The sequence below is a fragment of the Sutterella massiliensis genome (assembly GCF_016899755.1).
Taxonomy (GTDB): domain Bacteria; phylum Pseudomonadota; class Gammaproteobacteria; order Burkholderiales; family Burkholderiaceae_F; genus Sutterella; species Sutterella massiliensis.
Map to the genome: position 1 here is coordinate 1 of NZ_JACJJC010000015.1, position 21,512 is coordinate 21,512.

Below are 21,512 nucleotides of genomic sequence, written 5' to 3' on the forward strand. Positions count from 1 at the left end.
CGTGGAATGGAAACAACCGTACGGCGCCAGGCTCTTGCCAAGAGTGCGAATAAATGCCCTCCATTCCGGGGTTGAACCGCCCTAAAGAATGGAAATGGAACCGGTAGATTTAACCGGTTTCGGGGAACGGCACATCGATGCCTTCATCTCGAGCTCGGGCTTTTATTGGCAGATGCTGCACGGCAGCGGCGTCCGCGCGATCGCTACGCGCTCGACGCCTTATGCCGTCAACCCGAACGCCAGTGCCGCAGCCGTTGTGCTCGTTCCCGAAGGAAGCGGAATCGAAGAATTTTCGGATCTAAAAGGCAAGCGTATCGGCGCAAGCCGCCCCAATGCTTTCACGACGCGGGCGTTGCCGCTTGCCGCCTTAGCTGCCGAGACGGGGTTGCTTCCCGACGAGAGCGGGATTCAATGGACGTATGTGCATAAGACGGGCGGCACAGCGCTGCTCTGGCTTCTCGATGTCGGTCGAGTTGATGCCGTCTTCCTCCGCGCTTGCTGGCTTGAGGAAAACAACGTGCAAATCGAAGGGAAATGGCGCGTGCTTGAGCCTTTTGAAGACAGCCTAGCGTGCCGTCATTCCACGAAGAGCGTCCCGGGCATGACGCTTGCCGTCACCAACGCCGTTTCCCCTGACAAGGGTGCCATCATCGCTCGAACCGTCTTCACAATGAAGGATGAGCATGAAGCGCCGATTTGGGGGGGTGCGACGGATTTTCGGGACGTCGACAACGTCTTCCGACCCCTTCTGCTTTTTTCTGGGAAGAGGTTTCGTTTGGCGAAAAGTTAAACATTTTAGGATTACAATCCTTAAAAAGTTAAATAATTTGGGATTACGATGCCAAAATGTTCGATTTTCCATACATACCTCGAGCCCTGGAGAAGCAGCTTGTAACGCCGGGTCTTGCCGGCCGCGCTGAAATCATTCTTGGGCCAAGACAAGTCGGCAAGAGCACGCTCCTCAATAAGCTCGCGCAAGGAAAGCGTCACCTTGTGCTCACCGGTGAAGATGAGGACGATTTGGCCGTTCTCGCCGATCCGAAGTCGTATCTGCCGCTTCTGGAGCAGTTTCCGTACATCATCATTGACGAAGCGCAGTTCGTTCCGGGTATAGGCCGTGTCATCAAGCGCATGGTGGATTCGAACCATGCCGGGTGCCGACTTTTTGTGACCGGATCGAGTTCGCTGGAACTGGCCGGCGGCATGAAGGAATCGGCGGCTGGGCGTTTCAATACCTACAATCTGTGGCCGTTCTCTCTGGAAGAACTCGCTGCGCACACGTCCTGGATCGAAGTCAAACGCCAGATTCAAGATCGCATGATTTACGGCTGTTGTCCGGCTGTCGTGAACGAACCACAGCATGCGAAGCAGTATCTGCTCGATTTCGCGGATGCCGTCCTCTACAAGGACCTTTTCAAGCTCGCCGAAATGCGAAAGCCGACTGAGCTCGTAAAGTTGGTGAAGTATTTGGCTTACAACGTCGGCTCCGAAGTGAAATACGCAACGGTGGCGAGAGAGCTCGGCATTCAAAATAAGACGATTGAACGCTACGTCGACCTGCTTGAAGCCTGCTTCATCATCAAGACGGTGCCGTCACTCTCATGCAATCCGCAATCCGAAATTAAGCTCGGCAAAAAGATTTATTTCTACGACAACGGCATACGCAATGCCCTAATCCGCGATTTTTCGCCTCTGCCAGTTAGAACGGATGCAGGTGCGCTTTGGGAAAATTTGTTCTTTACGGAGCGCTTGAAACACCATGCCTTCCGCTGCGACGGCGCTGAAATTTATTTCTGGCGCACGCGCGCGAAGCACGAAGTCGATTTCCTTGAGGTTCTAAACGGAAAAGTAAGGGCCTTTGAGTGCAAATCGAGCGCCAAATCGAAAACGACTTCGATTAAAGCGTTTGAGCGCGCGTACCCTGAAACAAAGGTCGCTATCGCAACGCCGAACAATATCGACGTGATTGCGAACGACGAGCGTTTGACGGATTGATCAAGGCACCTGGGAAGAGCTTCGAGCACGGCGGCTTCCCGAAGTTGACGGCCGTTCGCTTTTGGGCGGCTCTCCGTCCGAATTCGTGAAAATTCGGACGGAGGCGATTCTTTGCATCAGTGTGAAGCCGCGCCGCGGTGAGCTTCTTCGTGCCGGCGCTTGAAGTTCTCGCGCGCCTGTGCGAGGAAGAGCTTGAGGCGGTTGGCGACGTTCGAGCGCGAGGTGCCCGCTTCGAAGTCGATCGCGCAGAGGTTTGCCTGCGGGAAGTCGGTGCGAAGGCGCCGCATGACGCCCTTGCCCGTGATGTGGTTCGGCAGGCACCCGAAGGGCTGCAGGCAGACGACGTTCTCTGCGCCCGTATTGATGAAGTCGAGCATTTCGGCCGTGAGAAGCCAGCCTTCGCCCGCCTCCTGGCCGGGTGAAACGAACCCCTTGATGAGTTCGAGCCCGTCCTTGAGCGTCGTGACGCCTTCGAGCGGCGTCCCCTTCAAGGCCTCGGCCATCGGGCGGCGCAGCGACTCGAGGTGACGTGCGGCGAGCCACGCGAAACCCGCTTTAAGCTTTGATGCGCCGAAAGCCTGCGCCTGGAAGATGTCGTCGTTGAGGCAGTAGAGGAAGAAGCTCGAGAGGTCCCCAAGCACGGGTTCGGCCCCTTCGGCAATGATCTCTTCGACGATTTCGAGGTTCGCTCTCGGGTGGTACTTGAGCAGAATTTCGCCGACGATCCCGACGCGGGGCTTCGGCGTCGTGCTGCGCGGCAGCGCCATGAAGTCGCGTACCATTTCGACGGCGTCGCGCGAGAAGGCGCGCCCGTCGCCGCGCTGCGCGGCCGCAATGGCGCGCGCCGTCCATTTGCGCATGAGAGGTTCGGTGCTGCCTTTCTCAAGCTCGTAGGCGCGCACAAAGAAGGAGAGTCGCTGCATGAGGTCGCCGTAAACGAGCGCGACCATGAGGCGATGCAGACCCTTGAGGCCGATATTGAGCTGTTCGGCACCTTCGATGCGTCCTGCCGAGAGTGAAACGACCGGAATGTCGTCGCAGCCCACCTCTTCGAGCGCCCACTTCAGCAGATTCGGGTAGTTCGTTGCGCGGCAGGGACCGCACGTCTGCGCCAAAAGAAGCGCCGAGTGCGCGTGATCGATCTCTTCGCTTTGGAGCGCATCAAGGAGCTGCCCGATCACGACGATCGCAGGGTAACAGGCGTCGTTGTTGACGTGTGCGAGTCCGAGCTCGATCGCCTGCGGACGAACTTCCGGGAGGATCCGAACGTCCCAGCCGAGCGAGCGCAGCGCGCCCGCGATGATCGGGAAGTGGATCGGCGCCATCTGCGGCGCGTAGAGCGTGCGCCGCGCGATCGGCGTGTTTTGCGCTTGGGGCTTGCGCTTTTGCGTCGCGGCGTTGAGAAGCTCGATCGGAATGGTCCGGTGCGTCGTGCGGCGGTCTTCAACGGCCGCGAGGAGCGAGCGCAGTCGAATGCGAGCGGCACCAAGCGTGTCGCCTTCGTCGATCTTGAGCATCGTGAAGAGCTTGCCCGCGGGCTCGAGAAGACGCTTGATCTGCTCGGAGGTGATGGCGTCGAGCCCGCAGCCGAAGCTCACGAGTTGCACGAGCTCGGCGTGCGGTGTTCGGAGCACGAGAGAAGCTGCGCGGTAAAGGCGGCTGTGGAAAGTCCACTGATTGACGACTTCGATCCCTTCGGGCTGCGGGGCGAGATGCGCCACCGCATCTTCGGTGACGACTGCCGCCCCCATCGATTCGATGAGCGAGGGGATGCCGTGGTTGACGAGCGGGTCCAGGTGATAGGGATGGCCCGCGAGCACGATGAGCGGCTCCTGCGAGGCTTCATGCGCGCGCCAGAGCGCTTCGCCCTTGGCACGCACGTCGGCGCGGTAGGCGGCTAGCGCCGCTTCGCCCGCCTTGATCGCCTCGCGCACACGCTTGGCGTCGAGCTTCGGAAACGCTTCGAGAAGCGCACGCTCGACGCTCTTGGCGTTGGCAAGGTCGACAAAGGGCGTGTGGATCGCGACCGCCGGGAAGCTCTCCGAGGCGTTGAGCTTCAATGCTTCCGGGTAGCCGCCCACAACGGGACAGGCGAATCGTCCGTCGGCTTCGCGGTAGGGCGTCCCTTCGCGCGGCACGCACGGGAACCAGATTTCCGAGAGCCCCGCATGCGCGAGTTCTGCGAGGTGTCCGTGCGCGAGTTTCGCCGGGAAGCAGAGCGTTTGCGACGGAATCGTGTCGGTGCCGAGCTGCGCCATAGCATGGTCCGAGGCGCGCGAGAGCACGACGCGAAAGCCGAGCGTCGTGAAGATTTCGAACCAGTACGGATAGTGTTCGTAAAGATTGAGGACGCGCGGAATACCGACGGCGCCCATGGGGGCGTCCTTTTCGTCGAGCGGCGTCTGGCCGAAGAGGCGGTTGAGCTTCCAGTCGACAAAGGTTTCGGTTGTCTTCTTGCGTGCGCCGCCCGACTTCATCGCGAATTCGCAGCGGTTGCCGCTAAAGAACTTCTGCCCCGACGGGAAGCGGTTCATCTGCAGCTCGCAGTGGTTGCCGCAGCCCTTGCAGCGGAAGCGCCGCTGCAGCACGCGCGCGGCGTCGAGCATCTCGGTGCGGATTTCTAGCGGTGCCGTATCGTTCGTCGTGCGCTCGAGCGCGAGAAGCGCCGCGCCGTAGGCACCCATGAGGCCCGCGATGTCGGGGCGAACGACGTTGCGGCCGATCTGCTGCTCAAAGGCGCGAAGCACCGCGTCGTTGAGGAACGTCCCGCCCTGAACGACGACGTGTTCGCCCAAGGACTTCGGGTCGTGAATGCGAAGGACCTTGTAGAGTGCGTTGCGGACAATCGAGCGGCAAAGGCCCGCGGCGATGTCTTCGATCGGCGCGCCGTCGCGCTGTGACTGACGCACCTTCGAATTCATGAAGACCGTGCAGCGCGTGCCGAGGTCGCACGGGTGTTTGGCATTGAGCGCGGCTTCAACGAAGTCCGAGAGCGGCAGATGAAGCTGCTGCGCGAAGGTCTGCAGAAACGAGCCGCAGCCCGAAGAGCAAGCTTCGTTGAGCTTCACGCTTGCGATGAGACCTTGCTTCACCTCAAGACACTTCATGTCCTGGCCGCCGATGTCGATCACATAGCTCACGTCGGGCTCGAAGGCGACAGCCGCGCGCTGGTGCGCGAGCGTCTCGACTTCGGCGAACTGCCCGCCGAGGGCGGCTTTGGCAAGGTCTGCGCCGTAGCCCGTCGAGCAGATCGCGCGAAGCGAGGCACCTTCGGGGATGAGCTCGATGAGCTTTTTCACCTGCGCGTAGAGGCGCTCAAGCGGATTGCCTTCATTCAATTCGTACCAGCTGTAGGCAAGGCGCCCTTCGCCGTCGACGACTGCCCCCTTAACGGTGGTTGAGCCCAAGTCGATCCCGAGAAAGAGCGGCCCCTGCGTGTCCTCGAGCGCGATGCGCTCGGCCTTTTCGGCTGCATGGCGCGTTTCGAATTCGGCACGTTCGGCGGCCGTCGCAAAGAGCGCAGGGAGATTCGCGTCGTCTTCGGGCGGCAGTTTCGTTTTTTCGAGCGTATCGACAAAGCCTGCGAGCGTCTCAAAGGGCTTGGCGGCCGCAACGTCCGCGCGCCGCTCGTCAAAACCTGCCTTGGCGGTGCCCCAGGCGACGGCAAAATGTGCGTCGTCGAACTGCAGGAACGTGTTCCCTTCGCGCGCGAGTTTGCGCTTGAAGGCTTCGCGCAATTCAGACAAGAATGAAAGCGGACCGCCGAGGAACCCGATGCGGCCGCGCACGGCGCGCCCGCAGGCAAGACCGCCGATCGTCTGTTCGGCGACGGCGTCGAAAACCGAGCGCGCGATTTCTGCTTTAGGAATACCGGCATTCAAAAGCGACACGACGTCGGTTTTGGCAAAGACGCCGCAGCGCGAAGCGATCGGGTGCGAGAGCGTCGCGTCCGCTGCGAGCGTGTTGAGTCCAGATGCGTCCGTGTCGAGGAGGCTCGCCATTTGGTCGATAAAGGCGCCCGTGCCGCCGGCGCACGCTTCGTTCATGCGCAGTTCGACGCCGTTCGAGAGATAAAGAAGCTTGGCGTCTTCGCCGCCGAGCTCAATCGCGACGTCGAGTTCGGGGGCATGGGCGCGCAGATAGGTCGAAGCGGCGAGCACTTCCTGTACGAAAGGCGTGCCGAGCGCCTGCGCAAGGCGCAGCGCGCCCGAGCCCGAAAAGAGCACGCGAACGGGCGAATTCGCCGCCTGCGGGCAGCTGCGGTCGAGATCGCGCAGCGCGCCGATAAGCGTCTCGCTCACGGCACTCTTATGCCGGACATAGTTGCGTGCGATTGCATCACCGGCTTCATTGAGAAGCACATATTTGATGGTGGTGGAACCGAGGTCGATGCCTAAGGCGTACATATGGAGTCGAATCAGCGAATGAGGTTGTTCGGGCAGCTTTCGCCGTCGGCGGGCTGCTCAAGTGTTGCACTCGGCTTGAGCTTGGCTGCGCCGAGCGCAGCCGCGTAAAGGACGTCGGCCGCATAACGCGCGACCGCCTCTTCATCGTACGGTGAACCGCGCTTGACGAGTCCGTGAATGAAGAGCCGCATGAATTCCATCCAGGCACGCAGCGCCGCTTTTATGCAGTCTTCACAGATCGGGCCTTTGACCTCGTCGAGCGGCAGAATGCCGAGGAGCACTTCGGTGAAAGTCGGGGTGTTTTTTGCAACGAGCTCATTGAAAATTTTTGCTGCCTCCGACGAGCAGGAAACGAGCTGTACAAAATCGAGCCGCACGGAAATCGAGCGGATGTATGCAAGCAGAACGGCTTCGAGCTTTTCGCGCTGCGGCGCGTTCGCGCTCGCTCGCTCGGCCGCTTCGATCGACGAAGTCACGGCTTCGCATTCGCTCTCAACGACGGCAGTGAGAAGCGCTGCAGGACTTGCGAAGTAGTGGTAGATCAAATTGCGGGAGATGCCGAGTCGCTCGGCGAGCACCGAAAAAGAAGGCTCGAGCGCGTGCGACTCGACCAAAAGCTCAAGCGCGGCGCGCACGATCTGCGCGCGGCGGTCCTGCGGAGCGAGCCGCTCGCGAGAGCGGCGCGCATGAGCGTCTGTCGCGTGGTGGGGAAATTTCGAAGCCATTCGAAGCGATGCGTAAAAACAGGATAAAAGTAATTTTGCACCTGTTAAATTGAAGGGGGCGCGCAGCTTCGATTGGTGTTTATACTGATTTGATTCGCCTATCCTTTCGGGACGATTGATTCCTGTAATCAAGCGTTTCTTTGGCGTTGGGCTGACGTCGTTCTCGAGCGGTGCAATCAGCGCGAAAAGAGCGAAGCGTCAGGTTCGAACGCGAGAAAGCCTCGGCGCTCGCCTTCGCGCCGTGCCGCCGCAGCGATCTCGACGAACGTGCCCGCAATCCGCGTGCCGTCTTCAAAGAGCCCTGTGCCGAAAAGAAGGCTGTCGTCGGGTGCTGCCGTGACCGGCGGTGTTGCGGGCACGGCGCCCCGAGCAATGTCGAGCATGTCGGCGATCATGGCGTCGGCGGTCGGGCGTCCGCCCGCGCCCTGGCCGAAGAAGCTCATGGGGCCGGCGACGTCACCGTAGAACGAAGCGAGGTTGTAGTTGCGCCCGACGCCCGCTTCGAGCGAGGTTGAGGAAAGAAGAACGGGCGCGACGCCGAGCGCGAGTGCAGGCGCCTGCGCGTTTGGGCGGTTCGCGGCGCATCGGCCGAAGGCCATGAAGCGGACCGTTTTGCCTTCTCGAGCGGCTAAGTGCATGAAGTCGACGCTGAGCTTTTCCAGGCCCACGACGGGAACGGGCGTTTCGACGCCCGGTACGCACCCGAAGGCGGCGGCTGCCGTGACGATCGATTTGTTGACAAGGTCGAAGCCTCCAACGTCAGCCGTTGGATCGGCTTCGGCAAAGCCGAGCGCCTGCGCTTCGGCGAGTGCCTCCCCGAAGGAAAGGCCGCAGGTCATGCGGTCGATGAGGTAGTTGCCTGTGCCGTTCAGAATGCCGCAAAAGCGGTCGATTCGGTCGAACCGCGCAGCTCGGCGCAGGTTGGCGATCCAGGGAATAACGCCGCCGGCACTTGCTTCAAAGGCGAGTACGACGCCGCGCTCGCGTGCTATCGAAAGAAGCTTCGGCAGCATCGGCGCAATCGCGGCCTTGTTGGCCGTCACGACGTGCTTACCTGCCAAAAGCGCGCTTTCGATGTAGGCAGCTGCCGGTTCTTCGCCGCTCATCGCTTCAGCGACGACTTCAATCGATTCGTCCGAAAGAATCGACGCGATGTCGTCCGTCATGCGCGGGTCGCCCTGCGTCTTGCCGGAGCGGCGCAGAATGCGCGAAACGACGATCCCGACGGGACGTTCGCCCAGAAGTTCGTCAAGACTGCGTCCGACGGTGCCGTAGCCGAGAAGAGCGATGTTCATGGTCTGAAAAGAAAGCGATGCGCGAATAACAGCTCTCTATCTTAATGGGCAAATGGGGAGATACCGCCTTGCATTTGTGGAGAGTCAAAGATAAAAAAATCCCCTGCAACTCGATTGGCTGCAGGGGACACGAGCGTCCGCTAGTAACGTTTTAAGTTACCAATCAGGATTACTCCCATTCGATCGTGGCAGGGGGCTTGCCGCTCACGTCATAAACGACGCGGTTAATGCCGCGGACCTCATTGATGATGCGGTTGGAGACTTTGCCGAGGAGTTCGTACGGCAGGTGGCTCCAGTGGGCCGTCATGAAGTCGGTCGTCTGCACAGAGCGCAGGCTCACGACCCATTCGTAGGTGCGGCCGTCGCCCATGACGCCCACCGACTTCACCGGGAGGAACACGACGAACGCCTGGCTCACCTTGTCGTAGAGACCGGCATTGCGCAGTTCTTCGATGAAGATCGCATCGGCTTCGCGCAGAAGGTCGGCGTATTCGCGCTTCACTTCGCCCAGAATGCGAACGCCGAGGCCCGGGCCCGGGAACGGGTGACGGTAGACCATTTCGGCCGGGAGGCCAAGCTCAATGCCGAGTTCGCGGACTTCGTCCTTGAAGAGGTCGCGCAGCGGTTCGAGGAGCTTGAGGTGCAGCGTTTCGGGGAGGCCGCCGACGTTGTGGTGCGACTTGATGGTCTTTGCCTTCTTCGTCTTGGCGCCCGCCGATTCGATGACGTCCGGATAGATCGTGCCCTGGGCGAGCCACTTCGCGTTCGTGATCTTGGCGGCTTCTTCCTGGAAGACTTCGACGAATTCGCGGCCGATGATCTTGCGCTTCTGTTCGGGGTCGGTGACACCCGCGAGCGCGTTCATGAAGCGGTCGACGGCGTCGACGACGACAAGGCGCAGGCCCATGTTCTTTTCGAACGTTTCGCGAACCTGTTCGCGTTCGTTCTTGCGAAGCAGACCGTTGTCGACGAAGACGCAGGTAAGACGCGTGCCGATGGCGCGATGGATGAGCGCCGCAGCAACCGAGCTGTCAACGCCGCCCGAGAGGCCGAGGATCACTTCTTCGTCGCCAACCTGTTCGCGGATCTTGGCGACGGCTTCTTCGGCGTAGTTGCCCATGATCCAGTCGGGCGAGCATTTGCAGATGTCGAGCACGAAGCGGTTGAGGAGCGCGCGGCCCTGAACGGTGTGCGTAACTTCCGGGTGGAACTGCACGCCGTAGAAGCGGCGTTCTTCGTCGGCCATGGCCGCGATCGGGCACGAGGGCGTCGAGGCCATCACCTTAAAGCCCGGGGGAAGCTCAGTCACCTTGTCGCCGTGCGACATCCAGACCTTGAGCATGCCTTCGCCGTTTTCACCCTTGAAGTCTTCGATGCCTTCGAGGAGCTTCGTGTGGTTGTGCGCGCGCACTTCGGCGTAGCCGAATTCACGCTTGCCGCCGCCTTCGACCTTGCCGCCGAGCTGCTGAGCCATGGTCTGCATGCCGTAGCAGATGCCGAGAACGGGAACGCCCGCTTCAAAAACGGCTTCGCTCGCCTTGTCGGTGCTTTCTTCGTACGCGCTCATGTGAGAGCCGGAAAGAATGATGCCCTTGGGCGCGAATTCGCGGATGAATTCGGCGGAAACGTCGTTGGGATGAACTTCGCAGTAGACGTGGGCTTCGCGCACGCGGCGGGCGATGAGCTGGGTCACCTGGCTGCCGAAGTCGAGAATGAGAATGCGATCGTGAGACGCGGTCATTGGATGGACTCGATGGTGGAAAAGAGAACGGTCGTGCCGACGAACTCGCTACGAGTGCGGCGGTCGGCCGGTTTTTTCGGCCGGGGCTTCGCTTGCGTTGAAGCGGCGCCGTTTTGTCGGGCGTTACTTTAACAGAAACGCCCCGTCGGCCGAAGCGGTGTGGTGTCAAAAAAGACGCGCCCGAGAGCCGCAGCGGGCTCGGCGGGCGCTTCTTGGAAGGAGAGCGTCGGGCGGACCTGAAAAAGCGTCCGCCCGAACGGGTGCCTCTATTAGTGTTCGAGGCGGTAGTTCGGCGCTTCCTTCGTGATCTTGACGTCGTGAACGTGCGATTCGCGCAGGCCGCCCGCGGTGATCTGGACGAACTGAGCGCGGTGGCGCATTTCGTCGATCGTGGCGCAGCCGCAGTAGCCCATCGAGGAGCGCAGGCCGCCGATCAGCTGATAGATGATCGCGGCGAGCGGGCCCTTGAAGGGCACCATGCCTTCAATGCCTTCCGGCACGAACTTGTCGAGGTTGCCCTGGTTGTTGTCCTGGAAGTAGCGGTCGGCCGAGCCCTTGCCCATGGCGCCGAGCGAGCCCATGCCGCGGTAGGACTTGTAGGAGCGGCCCTGGTAGAGGATGACTTCACCCGGGGCTTCTTCGGTACCGGCGAACATGCCGCCCATCATGACGGCGGAAGCACCGGCGGCGATCGCCTTGGCAATGTCGCCCGAGAAGCGGATGCCGCCGTCGGCGATGCAGGGCACGCCCGTGCCTTCGAGGGCTTCGGCAACGTTGTTGATGGCCGTGATCTGCGGAACGCCGACACCGGCGACGATGCGGGTCGTGCAGATCGAGCCCGGGCCGATACCGACCTTGACGCCGTCGGCGCCGTGGTCGACGAGGGCGAGCGCGGCTGCGGCCGTCGCGATGTTGCCGCCGATCACCTGAACCTGCGGATAGTGCTTCTTCACCCAGGTGACGCGGTCGAGCACGCCCTTGGAGTGGCCGTGGGCGGTGTCGACGACGAGAACGTCGACGCCCGCGTCAACGAGCTTCTCGACGCGTTCTTCCGTGCCGGCGCCCACCGAGACGGCGGCGCCAGCGAGGAGCTTGCCCTTGCCGTCCTTGGCGGCAAACGGATGGTCCGTCGCCTTGGTGATGTCCTTGACGGTCATGAGGCCGGCAAGGTGGAAATTCTTGTCGACGACGAGCACGCGTTCGAGGCGGTGACGGTGCATGAGGCCCTTGGCTTCTTCGAGCGAGGCGCCTTCGTGAACCGTGACGAGACGTTCGCGCGGCGTCATCACTTCGCGAACCGGGATGCTCATGCGCGTTTCAAAGCGCAGATCGCGGTTCGTCACCATGCCGAGCACCGTGCCGTCTTCCGCAACGACGGGCAGACCCGAGATGCGGTGTTCGCGAGCGAGGGCAATCACGTCGCCCACGAGCATGTCCGGGCCGATCGTGATCGGTTCGGAAACGACGCCCGATTCATGACGCTTCACCTTGGCGACTTCAGCGGCCTGCTGGTCGGCAGTCATGTTCTTGTGAATGAAGCCGATGCCGCCTTCCTGAGCGAGCGTGATGGCAAGACGCGCTTCCGTGACGGTGTCCATGCAGGCGGAAACCATCGGAATGTTGATGCGAAGATCGCGCGTGAGCTGCGTCTGAAGCTGCGTGTCGCGGGGGAGGATTTCGGAGTAGGCGGGGACGAGCAGAACGTCGTCGAAGGTGAGGGCCGTCTGAAGGAGTCGCATAACAACCTCTAAGTGCAAAAAAAAAACACCGTGCGATTCAGCCGAGAGGACTCTCAGGCGGAATTGGGCGTTCGGCACATTTGTGAATTCGACTTATCCAAGCGCGGCAGCGTTTCGCTTCGGGGGCCGAAACGGGCTGCTGCGCCCTCGGCAGTCCTGCGGGTTTTCATCCTTGTCGAGAGAGTGGAAACCTTGGCTGCCTAAATCGGAGATTGATTTGCGGACGCAGTGTATCGCTTTTTCGAACCGACTGTGCTGCGCGGAGAAACTTTTTTCCGAATTTTTTTCTTCACGGAATGCTATCGGTTTGGAAATTTTTTTGAGCACCCTGCTCGAGCATTGGAAAATGCCCGTCACGCAGGCACTTGCGCGAGGCGTACAATTTTTGCCGCTTTCGTTTTCGCGTGCGCCGGACGCGTTTCAAGGAGCGGGAAGATGTTTAAGAAGGCGTCTTCACACCGCGCGCGGCAGGCGCATCGGTCACATTCTTCACGTTCATGCAAACCGAAACCATGATCGCAACGCGCTCTTTGGCGGGTGTGCAGGCCGATGCAAAGGTCGTCAGCCGTCACTGCTCGGGGCCCTGCAATCTCTGTCCGCGCCGCTGCAATGCCGACCGCTCGACGCCGCTCGGCAACAAGAGAAGCCTCTGCCACGGGGGCGAACGCATGCAGGTAGCGCTCGTCAATCTTCACGCCTGGGAGGAGCCCTGTATTTCAGGCAAGCACGGCGCGGGGACGATCTTCTTTTCGCACTGCAACCTGCGCTGCTGCTTCTGTCAGAACCATGAAATCAGCGCCGAGGGCCGCGGCTACGATATCGATGCCGAACGGCTCGTCGAGATCATGTTCGAAGAGGTCGAGCGCGGCGCCGAGTGCATCGAGTTCGTGAGCCCGACGCAGTACGTCGACCGACTCGTCGAGCCACTCCAAGAAGCCAGGCGCCGGGGCTTGCGCGTTCCCGTTGTCTACAACTCCAACGCTTACGAGCTTCCCGAGAGCCTGCATCTTCTCGACGGGCTCGTCGACGTGTTTCTGCCCGACCTCAAGTACTTCGACAATCGTCTGGGCGAACTCTATTCGGGTGTGCCGCAGTACTTCACGTATGCCTCGCGCGCGATCGAAACGATGTTCGAGATGACGGGCGCGCCCGTCTTCAACGAGGCCGGGATCATGACGCGCGGCATGATCGTGCGCCACCTCGTGCTCCCTTGGCAGTGGCGCGACAGCTGCCGGCTTCTCGACTGGCTCCACGGGCGCTTCGGCGACGATATCTACATTTCGCTCATGAATCAGTACATGCCCGTTTGGAAGGCGTGCCGGCACCCGGAAATCAATCGGCCGCTCACGACGCTCGAATATCAGAAGGTGCTTCGCCACGCCGAAGCGATCGGCGTGAAGAAGGGCTTTCGACAGGTCGGCCGCACCAATTCTGCGGCATTCATCCCGCATTTTGACGGCTCGAACGTGCTCGCTGCCGGGCAATGACGCGCGCGCTTGCCGCGGCGGCGCGGCAGGAAAAAGAAGGGCGTCCGCCACTGAAAGGAGGCGGACGCCCTTCAAGCACCTTTATGTATCGGGCAGTCGGCGGGGCCGACTGCGTACAGACGATCAGGCGGACTTGTGGCCCGCGTAGAGCGCCTCAATGAGGTGCGCATACTTTTGCGCAATGTTCTTGCGCTTTGGCTTCATCGTGGGCGTGAGGAGCCCCTCTTCAACGGTAAAGGGCTCGCGCACCACGGCCACGGCGCGCGGGATGCCGTAGGAGGGGAAGTCCTTGGCGGCGGCGCGCACGCGCTTGACGAGCAGACGCGTCATCGCGCGGGCGGTGAGCGTGGCCGGATCGTCGGCATCGAGCTGCATTTCGTCGCAGAGCTTGCGCCAGAGCGCGTCGTTAACTACGACGATCGCGCTGATGAAGGGACGGTTTTCGCCGATGGCGAGAACCTGTTCGAAGAGGTGGTCTTCCTGAATGGCGAATTCGAGGTCCACGGGCGAAATTTTTTCGCCCGTGGAGGTGACGATGATTTCTTTGAGGCGACCCTTGATGCGAACGCGACCGCCGTCGGAGAGGTCTGCCTGGTCGCCCGTGCGGAACCAGCCGTCTTCGGTAAAGGCGGCGGCCGTTTCCTTGGGTTTCTTCCAGTAGCCCTTCATCACCTGCGGGCCCTTTACCTGCAGTTCATCGTTGTCTCCCAAGCGCACTTCCGTATCCGCCACGGCCCAGCCAACGCAGTCCGGGTGATTGAGGGCGCGGGGCGTGAAGCTCACGATCGGCGTCGTTTCGGTGAGGCCGTAGACCTGGCGCATCGAAATGCCCATCGAGCAGAAGAACTTCGCGACCGTGTAGTTGAGGGAGGCGCCGCCCGCGAAGACCTTCGAGAGGCGGCCGCCGAAGACGGCGCGCACCTTCTCGCCCACTTCTTCGTCGAGCATCGCGAGCACCGTTTCGTCAAGGTTTGCGCGCTCGCTCGGTTCGACAGGGAGGTCGTTCTCGCGGCAGAAGCGCCGCCAGCCCGCTTCAAGCGCCCAGTCGTAGAGGTAGCGCTCGCGCTCGGGCGCGTCGTGCAGACCCACCTGGATCTTCTGATAGATGCGCTCGAAAACGCGCGGCACTGAGCACATGACGGTGGGCTTGACGTCGGCAAGGTCGTTTTCGATATGCTGCACGGAGCGCGCAAATGCCATGGCGGCGCCCGTGGCCACGCTCACATAGTGCGCAACCGTGCGCTCGAACGTGTGCGAGAAAGGCAGGAACGAGAGGTAGACGTCCTCTTCGGTGATGCGCGTGGCAAGCAGAATCTGCTTGACGTTCGAAGCGATGTTGCGGTGCGTGATCATCACGCCCTTGGGACGGCCCGTTGTTCCCGACGTGTAGATAAAGCCCGCGAGGTCGTCGGGGCTGGGCAGCGGCGGCAGTGCCTCGTCGGGAATGCCGTTGCCGCGCGCGAGCCAGTCCTCAACGCCCGTGAGGCGGATCTCGGACTGCACGTCGTTGACGATTTCGTTCGTGAAGACGACTTCAAGAAGATCGGGTAGATTCGGTTCGGCGCTGTGAATGGCATTCCAGCGCGCACGAGACGTCGTCACGAGGCATCGGCTCTCGGAGTCCTTGAGGATGTAGGCCGAAGACCAGGGCGTGTCGATCGCGTGAAGCGGCACCGGCACGAGGCCGCAGGCGAGCGCGGCCTGGTCGAACGTGACGGCGTCGACCGAGTTCGTGAGAAGCATCGCGACGCGGTCGCCCGGTTTGAGGCCCATCGCCGTGAAGGCACGGCGCCAGCGCATGACGCCCTGATGAAACTGCTGCCAGGTAGTGGAAATCCAAGCGTTTTCCTGGTAGTCGAACTGTCGGAACGCTTCGCGATCGGGGAGCGCGGCGACCGTGCGCTCGAGCATCGCGGGCACCGTTTCAATCGCAAAGAGCGGATGGCGCCGAACGTTTTCGGGATTGTGAATCGATTCGGCGTGAAGTGGGTTCGTATAGGTCATTGCTTGAGCCGGCAGCAAGGCCGGTGTTGCTGTTGCTTTGTTTGTTTTTGAGCTGCTCGCGTACTCGACGGCACGCCGCGCTGTCGGCGCGCCGTCGGTCTTGTCGGACGTTAGGCTGACTTCTTTACGAGCGCGGAGAAGAGCTGTTCGATTTCGTCGACGTAGCGCTGCTGAATGACATTGCGCTTCAGTTTGAGCGTCGGCGTGAGGAGGCCGTTCTCGATCGTCCACGGTTCGCGCAGCAGCTTCACCTGGCGCGGAATGCCGTAGTTGGGGAACCCGGCGCAAGCCTTCTTGATGCGGCGCACGGCCGCCTGTTCGGCGTCGCGGCTCGAGAGCGATGCGTCGTCGTCCGGGTCGAGACCGAGCTGCGCACAGAGGTTCTTCCACTCGTCGGGATTGACGACCGCAAGCGCGCCGATATAGGGACGGTCGTCGCCGACGGCGAGCGTCTGCGCGAAGAGGCGGTCCGTTTCCATCGCCGCTTCAAGGTCGGCGGGCGGCACTTTTTCACCCGTCGAGGTGACGATGATTTCCTTGATGCGGCCCGTGATTCGAATGCAGCCGTCGCTGTAAATTTCGGCGACGTCGCCCGTCGAAAGCCAGCCGTCGTCGCTCAGCACCGCGCGCGTAGCGTCTTCGCGGTTCCAGTAGCCCTTCATGACGGAGGGGCCGCGCACCTGAAGTTCACCCTGTTCGGTGAGGCGCACTTCGAGGTTTGCGAGCGCCGGACCCACGGTATTGGGGTGGTTGCAGCCTTCCTGGTTGACGGCAATGATGGGGCTCGCTTCAGTCATGCCGTAGCCCTGAAAGATGGGGATGCCGAGACCGAGGAAAACCTTGGCGACGGCCGGACTCAGCGCGGCGCCGCCCGAGATGTAGAGGTGGATGCGGTCGCCGAACACCTTGCGCAGCTCGCGGCCGATCTTGCGGTCGAGGAAGCCCGCCACAAGCGGATCGAGCCAGGCGCGGCCCGAGGGCTCGACGGGAAGATTGTTTTCCCGGCAGAAGCGACGCCAGCCCACTTCAACGGCCCAGTCGAAAAGCCAGCGCACGAAGGCGGGCTTCTTGGCAAGACCGTCGCGCAGCTTCCCGTAAATCATTTCGTAAACGCGCGGCACCGACATGAGAACGGTCGGGCGAATGGTCTTCAAGTCTTCGGCGAGATTCGCGATCGAGCGGTTGAAGGCCGTGGTGCAGCCGAGGCCGAGCGAAAGATAGTAGGAGGTCGTGCGCTCGAACGTGTGCGAGAGCGGCAGGAACGAGAGCAGCACTTCGTTTTCGTTCGGATTGAGGCTGCGCAGCACCCCGCGGATGTTCGAGAGAATGTTGCGGTGCGTGAGCATCACCCCCTTGGGGTTGCCGGTTGTCCCCGAGGTATAGACGAGCGCGGCGAGGTCCGTCGGGTGCGGGCCCGAGGGTAGGGGCGCAGCGGGCGTCGCTGCAAGAAACCGCTCGAGACTCAGAACAGGCACGGGCGCCTCGGGGTCGTCAGCGTCTTCATCGTCGGTGATGACGACGAGCTTAAGCTTCAAATCGGGGGCTGCATCGCGAATCTGGCGCCACTTGAGCTTCTTATTCGTGACGAGCACCGTTGCGCCCGAGTCGCGAAGAATATAGGCCGAAGAGCGGGGCGTGTCGATCGCGTGCAGCGGCACCGGCACGAGCGCATTGGCGAGCACGGACTGGTCGAAATAGACCGCTTCCATGCAGTTGGGGAGCAGCATCGCCACGCGGTCGCCGCGCGAGAGTCCGAGCCCGGCCCAAGCGTGACGCCAGCGCTCGACCTCTTCGCAGACAAAGCGGAACGAATAATCCCGCCAGGCTTTGGCCTTGGCGTCCCAAGCCTTGTAGGCGATGGCATCGGGGCGCTTTTCAAGGTGGTGCGTCAAGAGCTCGGGCAGCGTGGTGAGCACGTCGAGCGCCTTGATGTGTTCGCGGCCGCCGTTATCGAGATATTCGGTCATATGTCTGGACTCGTTGTTTGTTGTGCAGCAGTTCCGTCGTGTACTTTCCGGCTGTGTGTCGGGGCCGCGCACGAACGGGACGAATACGAAATTTTAGATGAGACTCGCATGTGCTCCCAGAGGCGAATCATCTGCGCGGTTGAGGTGAACATACCGCGTAGACGCTTCTCGTTGAACCGCTTTTTGAGGTGGTGTGTGAACCATACGCTGAAATACGTATGGTCAATCGCTGTTCCGTGAAAAATTCTCTTAAATAGGAATTATTTGCATTTAGTTGTGGGGCATTAATGTTTCCTGCGGAGTGATCATTAGTTTGGGAGAAAACCCTTAAAATGCACCAATATAGTGCATCAAGGAGGCGTGCACAGCCTCGTTTGCATACCCTTCGAGGTAGGAGTAACTTTCTTCCTGCAGCGAAAACAAAGCTCCATGCGTTGCTCCTCAAACGCTTTCGAACGATGTGGTTGGTCCTGCATCCTTCACAATAACTGCTGCATTTGCGCGGGTCGATGACGAAAAGGGACGTCGTCGACCCGCACTCATTTTCGGGTGTCGAAAATGAGTGTCCGCGTGCGGCTGCCGTACACAGTCGGTCCGCATTGCCTGCAGAGGGACGCCCGAAGAGAAAAGCGGGGCCGCCTGTTTAAACCCTTCCGTTCATGTCTTGGCCGCTATCCTTGCGGATGCCGTGCGGTTTTGAAGCTGTAAACGACTATTTTCTGCCCGTACACTCGTGTCGGACGGCAATGAGGTCGCATAAAGGGGCCGCCTGCGCGCTAATGCCCCTTCAAAACGCCCCCGGAAAGGCGTCTCTAGCAAACCGTTTGGCTGAAGGCGCTTGAGTGGTTGCACAACCCCATTCGCGTGATCGATGAGCGACTCTCCGGCACGATTCACAGATTGGTTTGCCATACAAGCGGCGAGCGCTTGCCGAGGTCTTGGAGAACACGCGTTCGCATGCGCGGAGAACGCCTGCCCGCCTAACGAAAGCTCCGAAAACCGGCGAATGCGGGTTAACGCGCAGGGGTGAGCGGATTAACGCGTTTGATAAGAATCAATGAAACAAAAGGTTGCAAGTTCAGAGATTCTTTGTATTCGGAGTTAAGCGTGTCTCTATTTGGTGCATAAACCGAACAAATGTTTGATTAAATTGAACGATTTACTATGCGTAAAATTACGCATGTTTTCAGGCGGTTAGCAGAAAGTCAGGAAACATCGAACCGAGGCTTGAGGGACGAGAAGGGCACCGCAAGCCTCGATTTCAGATTCGGTTCGGGGGCTCGGGGGCTCGGGGGCGATCGACGAATCGGTGCCGGGATCGAGAAGGCGGGAAGAACGCAAGGAAGCGCACGGCACGAAAAGCACACATAGAGCGGCGGCGCTTATCAGACCGACGCTCGTTTCGGTTATCCGTCGGGCGTCTTGAGGGAGCGGCAAATGCGAAGCGCATGTCCGGTCGAGAAGACAGACGACCGAGAGGACACCGAAAGGTGTGTCGAATGCGCCAAGAAAGCACCAAGAAGGCACGAAAAAAGAAGCTCGCGAACTCGGAAGTCGCGAGCTTAAACAACATTCGGATGCGGCATGCTTGCATTGATCAGACCGCTGAGCACAGCAGGCATAGTCAATGCAGCCCCTCGGAAGCATCCGATGTCGACGCACGCCTTTTCGGGTAGTCATTTCGACCGACCGAAAAGGAGGAATCGGATCGAGGTGGATTCTAGGCAGATGATTTATCTCGGCATATTGGAGGTAACACCTAGTTCAATCGAATAAGGTCGATACGGCGAACGGCCGAACGAGGAAAGGAACCTGATTCGTCGGTGGCGTCCCGATTTCATGGTAATAGGGTAACTACCTAATAACTCGGTGAACAAAAAACATAAGGCGCGTCAACTGCGATGGACGCGAGGAAAGGGCGACGGTTGCTCAAATCGTCTAGGGTGACCTTACTCCTTTGGAGGGGGCGACGGCAGCGCCGCCCTCTGATATATTCAAAGCCGTCACTTGGAAAGGGCTCACTACCTATAGTGTGTTTATCGAACTCAAAACACTATAGGTAGTAAGCTCTTTGATTTTCTTGAGATTTGGGAACAACGATGGAAATGACCTCGCCGGCAAAGCCGAAGCACCTGTTGAAGCGCGACGGATCCGTGAAGGATTTCGACAGCGAAAAGATTGTGAGAGCCGTTGCTAAGGCCGGCAAGGCGACGCAGGAGTTCGATGAAGCGACCGCGCGTGCGATCGTGGAAGAGCGCGTGCTGCCGAAGCTTTGCACGGATCGCCCGGGCATCACGCTTCACATCGAGGAGGTGCAGGACGCTGTCGAGCACTCGCTTTTCGACGCAGGCTACTTCACGACGCTGCGCGCCTACATCGTCTACCGTGAATCGCGCGCGAAGGCGCGCGACGCCAAGAAGAGCTGGGTGAATGTCGAAAGCTCCATCAACGAGTACCTCGAGCAGGTCGACTGGCGCGTCAACGCCAACGCCAATCAGGGCTATTCGCTCGGCGGGCTCATTCTCAACGTTTCCGGGAAGGTTGTCGCCAACTATTGGCTCAACTACATCTATCCGCCCGAAGTCGGCCGAGCGCACCGCGAGGCGGACTTCCACGTGCACGACCTCGACATGCTCTCGGGCTACTGTGCGGGCTGGTCGCTGCGCACCCTCCTTCAGGAGGGCTTGAACGGCGTTGCGGGCAAGGTTGAAGCCAATCCCCCGAAGCACCTCTCTTCGGCGACGGGCCAGATCGTCAACTTCCTCGGCACGATGCAAAACGAATGGGCGGGCGCGCAGGCGTTCTCGTCCTTTGATACGTATCTCGCGCCCTTCATCCGCAAGGACAACCTGCCCTACGATGAAGTGCTGCAGTGCATGCAGGAGCTCATCTACAACCTCAACGTGCCCTCTCGCTGGGGCACGCAGACGCCCTTTACGAATCTCACGTTCGATTGGGTGTGCCCGCAGGACCTGCGCGAAGAGCGTCCGATCATCGGCGGCGAGGAGATGCCCTTTACCTACGGCGAACTCCAGGCCGAGATGGACATGATCAATCGCGCCTACATCGAGGTGATGATGAAGGGCGATGCCAAGGGGCGCGTCTTCACGTTCCCGATTCCGACCTACAACATCACGCCCGACTTCGACTGGTCTTCGCCCAACGCGCTGCGCCTCTTCGACATGACGGCGCGCTACGGGCTGCCGTACTTCCAGAATTTCATCAATTCGGAACTGAAGCCCAACATGATCCGCTCGATGTGCTGCCGTCTGCAGCTCGATCTGCGCGAGCTCCTCAAGCGCGGCAACGGGCTTTTCGGCTCGGCCGAGCAGACGGGCTCGCTCGGCGTCGTGACGGTGAACTGCGCGCGTCTCGGGTACCTCTTTAAGGGTGACAAGACGAGGCTCTACGCGCGTCTCGACTACCTCCTTGAACTCGCGAAGACGAGCCTTGAAATCAAGCGCAAGGTCATCCAGCGCCATATCGATCAGGGGCTCTTCCCGTACACGAAGCGCTATCTCGGCACGCTGCGCAATCACTTCTCGACGATCGGCGTCAACGGCATGAACGAGATGATTCGCAACTTCACGGACGACGCCGAAGACATCACGACGGCGGCCGGTCACGCCTTTGCGCTCGAGTTTCTCGACCACGTGCGCGCCAAGCTGGTGGCTTTCCAGGAAGAGACGGACCACATGTACAACCTCGAGGCGACGCCCGCCGAAGGGACGACATACCGTTTTGCCAAGGAAGACCGCAAGCGCTTCAGCGACATCATTCAGGCGGGCACGCCCTCGAATCCTTACTACACGAACAGCTCGCAGCTGCCTGTGAACTTCACCGACGATCCGTTCCTCGCGCTCGAGATGCAGGACGACCTGCAGCGCAAGTACACGGGCGGCACGGTGCTGCACCTCTACATGAACGAGGCGGTTTCCTCGCCCGAAGCCTGTCGGGATCTCGTGCGCCGCGTGCTCACGAACTTCCGGCTGCCCTACATCACGATTACGCCGACCTTCTCGATTTGTCCGAAGCACGGCTATCTGTCGGGCCGCCACGATTTCTGCCCGAAGTGCGATGCCGAACTCCTTGCGAAGAAGCGTCAGGAATCCGAACGGCTCGCGGCTGCGAGCTGAGTTCGCCGAAAGCGCAT

At 60.6% G+C, this 21,512-nt stretch carries 11 protein-coding genes; 4 read left to right on the forward strand and 7 right to left on the reverse strand.

Translation table 11 applies throughout. The annotated features are described in order from the left end of the window. Positions 1-94: 94 nt before the first annotated feature. The gene (locus tag H6A60_RS09105; protein ID WP_205103748.1) at positions 95-790 is read left to right on the forward strand and encodes a PhnD/SsuA/transferrin family substrate-binding protein; all 696 of its coding nucleotides are present in this window, start codon (positions 95-97) and stop codon (positions 788-790) included. Positions 791-846: 56 nt separating this feature from the next. After that, positions 847-1,995 carry an ATP-binding protein gene (locus tag H6A60_RS09110; protein ID WP_205103750.1) on the forward strand — a complete coding sequence of 383 codons (1,149 nt, stop codon included), beginning with the start codon at positions 847-849 and terminating at the stop codon, positions 1,993-1,995. Positions 1,996-2,111: 116 nt separating this feature from the next. On the opposite strand, the gene H6A60_RS09115 is transcribed toward H6A60_RS09110, so the two are convergent. From H6A60_RS09115 to guaB, 5 genes are all read right to left on the reverse strand, one after another. After that, a complete protein-coding gene (locus tag H6A60_RS09115; protein ID WP_205103752.1) occupies positions 2,112-6,401 on the reverse strand; it encodes an acyl-CoA dehydratase activase-related protein in 4,290 nt (1,429 codons plus the stop codon). Positions 6,402-6,412: 11 nt separating this feature from the next. Further along, the gene (locus H6A60_RS09120; protein ID WP_205103754.1) at positions 6,413-7,126 is read right to left on the reverse strand and encodes a TetR/AcrR family transcriptional regulator; all 714 of its coding nucleotides are present in this window, start codon (positions 7,124-7,126) and stop codon (positions 6,413-6,415) included. 176 nt (positions 7,127-7,302) lie between these two features. After that, complete coding sequence (locus tag H6A60_RS09125; protein ID WP_205103756.1) at positions 7,303-8,421, reverse strand: homoserine dehydrogenase; 1,119 nt, start codon at positions 8,419-8,421, stop codon at positions 7,303-7,305. Between the two features lie 169 nt (positions 8,422-8,590). Further along, complete coding sequence (gene guaA, locus H6A60_RS09130) at positions 8,591-10,162, reverse strand: glutamine-hydrolyzing GMP synthase (RefSeq protein WP_205103758.1); 1,572 nt, start codon at positions 10,160-10,162, stop codon at positions 8,591-8,593. Positions 10,163-10,431: 269 nt separating this feature from the next. Further along, positions 10,432-11,901: an IMP dehydrogenase gene (gene guaB / locus H6A60_RS09135; protein WP_205103760.1), complete on the reverse strand. Its 1,470-nt coding sequence runs from the start codon at positions 11,899-11,901 to the stop codon at positions 10,432-10,434. 512 nt (positions 11,902-12,413) lie between these two features. Between guaB and H6A60_RS09140 the strand changes: the two genes are divergently transcribed. Next, complete coding sequence (locus H6A60_RS09140) at positions 12,414-13,388, forward strand: radical SAM protein (protein ID WP_205103762.1); 975 nt, start codon at positions 12,414-12,416, stop codon at positions 13,386-13,388. Positions 13,389-13,511: 123 nt separating this feature from the next. Here the strand turns inward: H6A60_RS09140 and H6A60_RS09145 are convergent, their stop codons facing one another. Together H6A60_RS09145 and H6A60_RS09150 are read right to left on the reverse strand one after the other, a co-directional pair. Next, positions 13,512-15,392, reverse strand: coding sequence for an AMP-dependent synthetase/ligase (locus tag H6A60_RS09145; RefSeq protein WP_205103764.1), 1,881 nt, complete (start codon positions 15,390-15,392; stop codon positions 13,512-13,514). A gap of 110 nt (positions 15,393-15,502) precedes the next feature. Then, positions 15,503-17,359 carry an AMP-dependent synthetase/ligase gene (locus H6A60_RS09150; protein WP_205103766.1) on the reverse strand — a complete coding sequence of 619 codons (1,857 nt, stop codon included), beginning with the start codon at positions 17,357-17,359 and terminating at the stop codon, positions 15,503-15,505. Positions 17,360-19,458: 2,099 nt separating this feature from the next. On the opposite strand from H6A60_RS09150, the gene H6A60_RS09155 reads away from it, so the two are divergent. Then, positions 19,459-21,495 carry a ribonucleoside triphosphate reductase gene (locus tag H6A60_RS09155; protein WP_205103768.1) on the forward strand — a complete coding sequence of 679 codons (2,037 nt, stop codon included), beginning with the start codon at positions 19,459-19,461 and terminating at the stop codon, positions 21,493-21,495. Positions 21,496-21,512 lie beyond the last annotated feature (17 nt).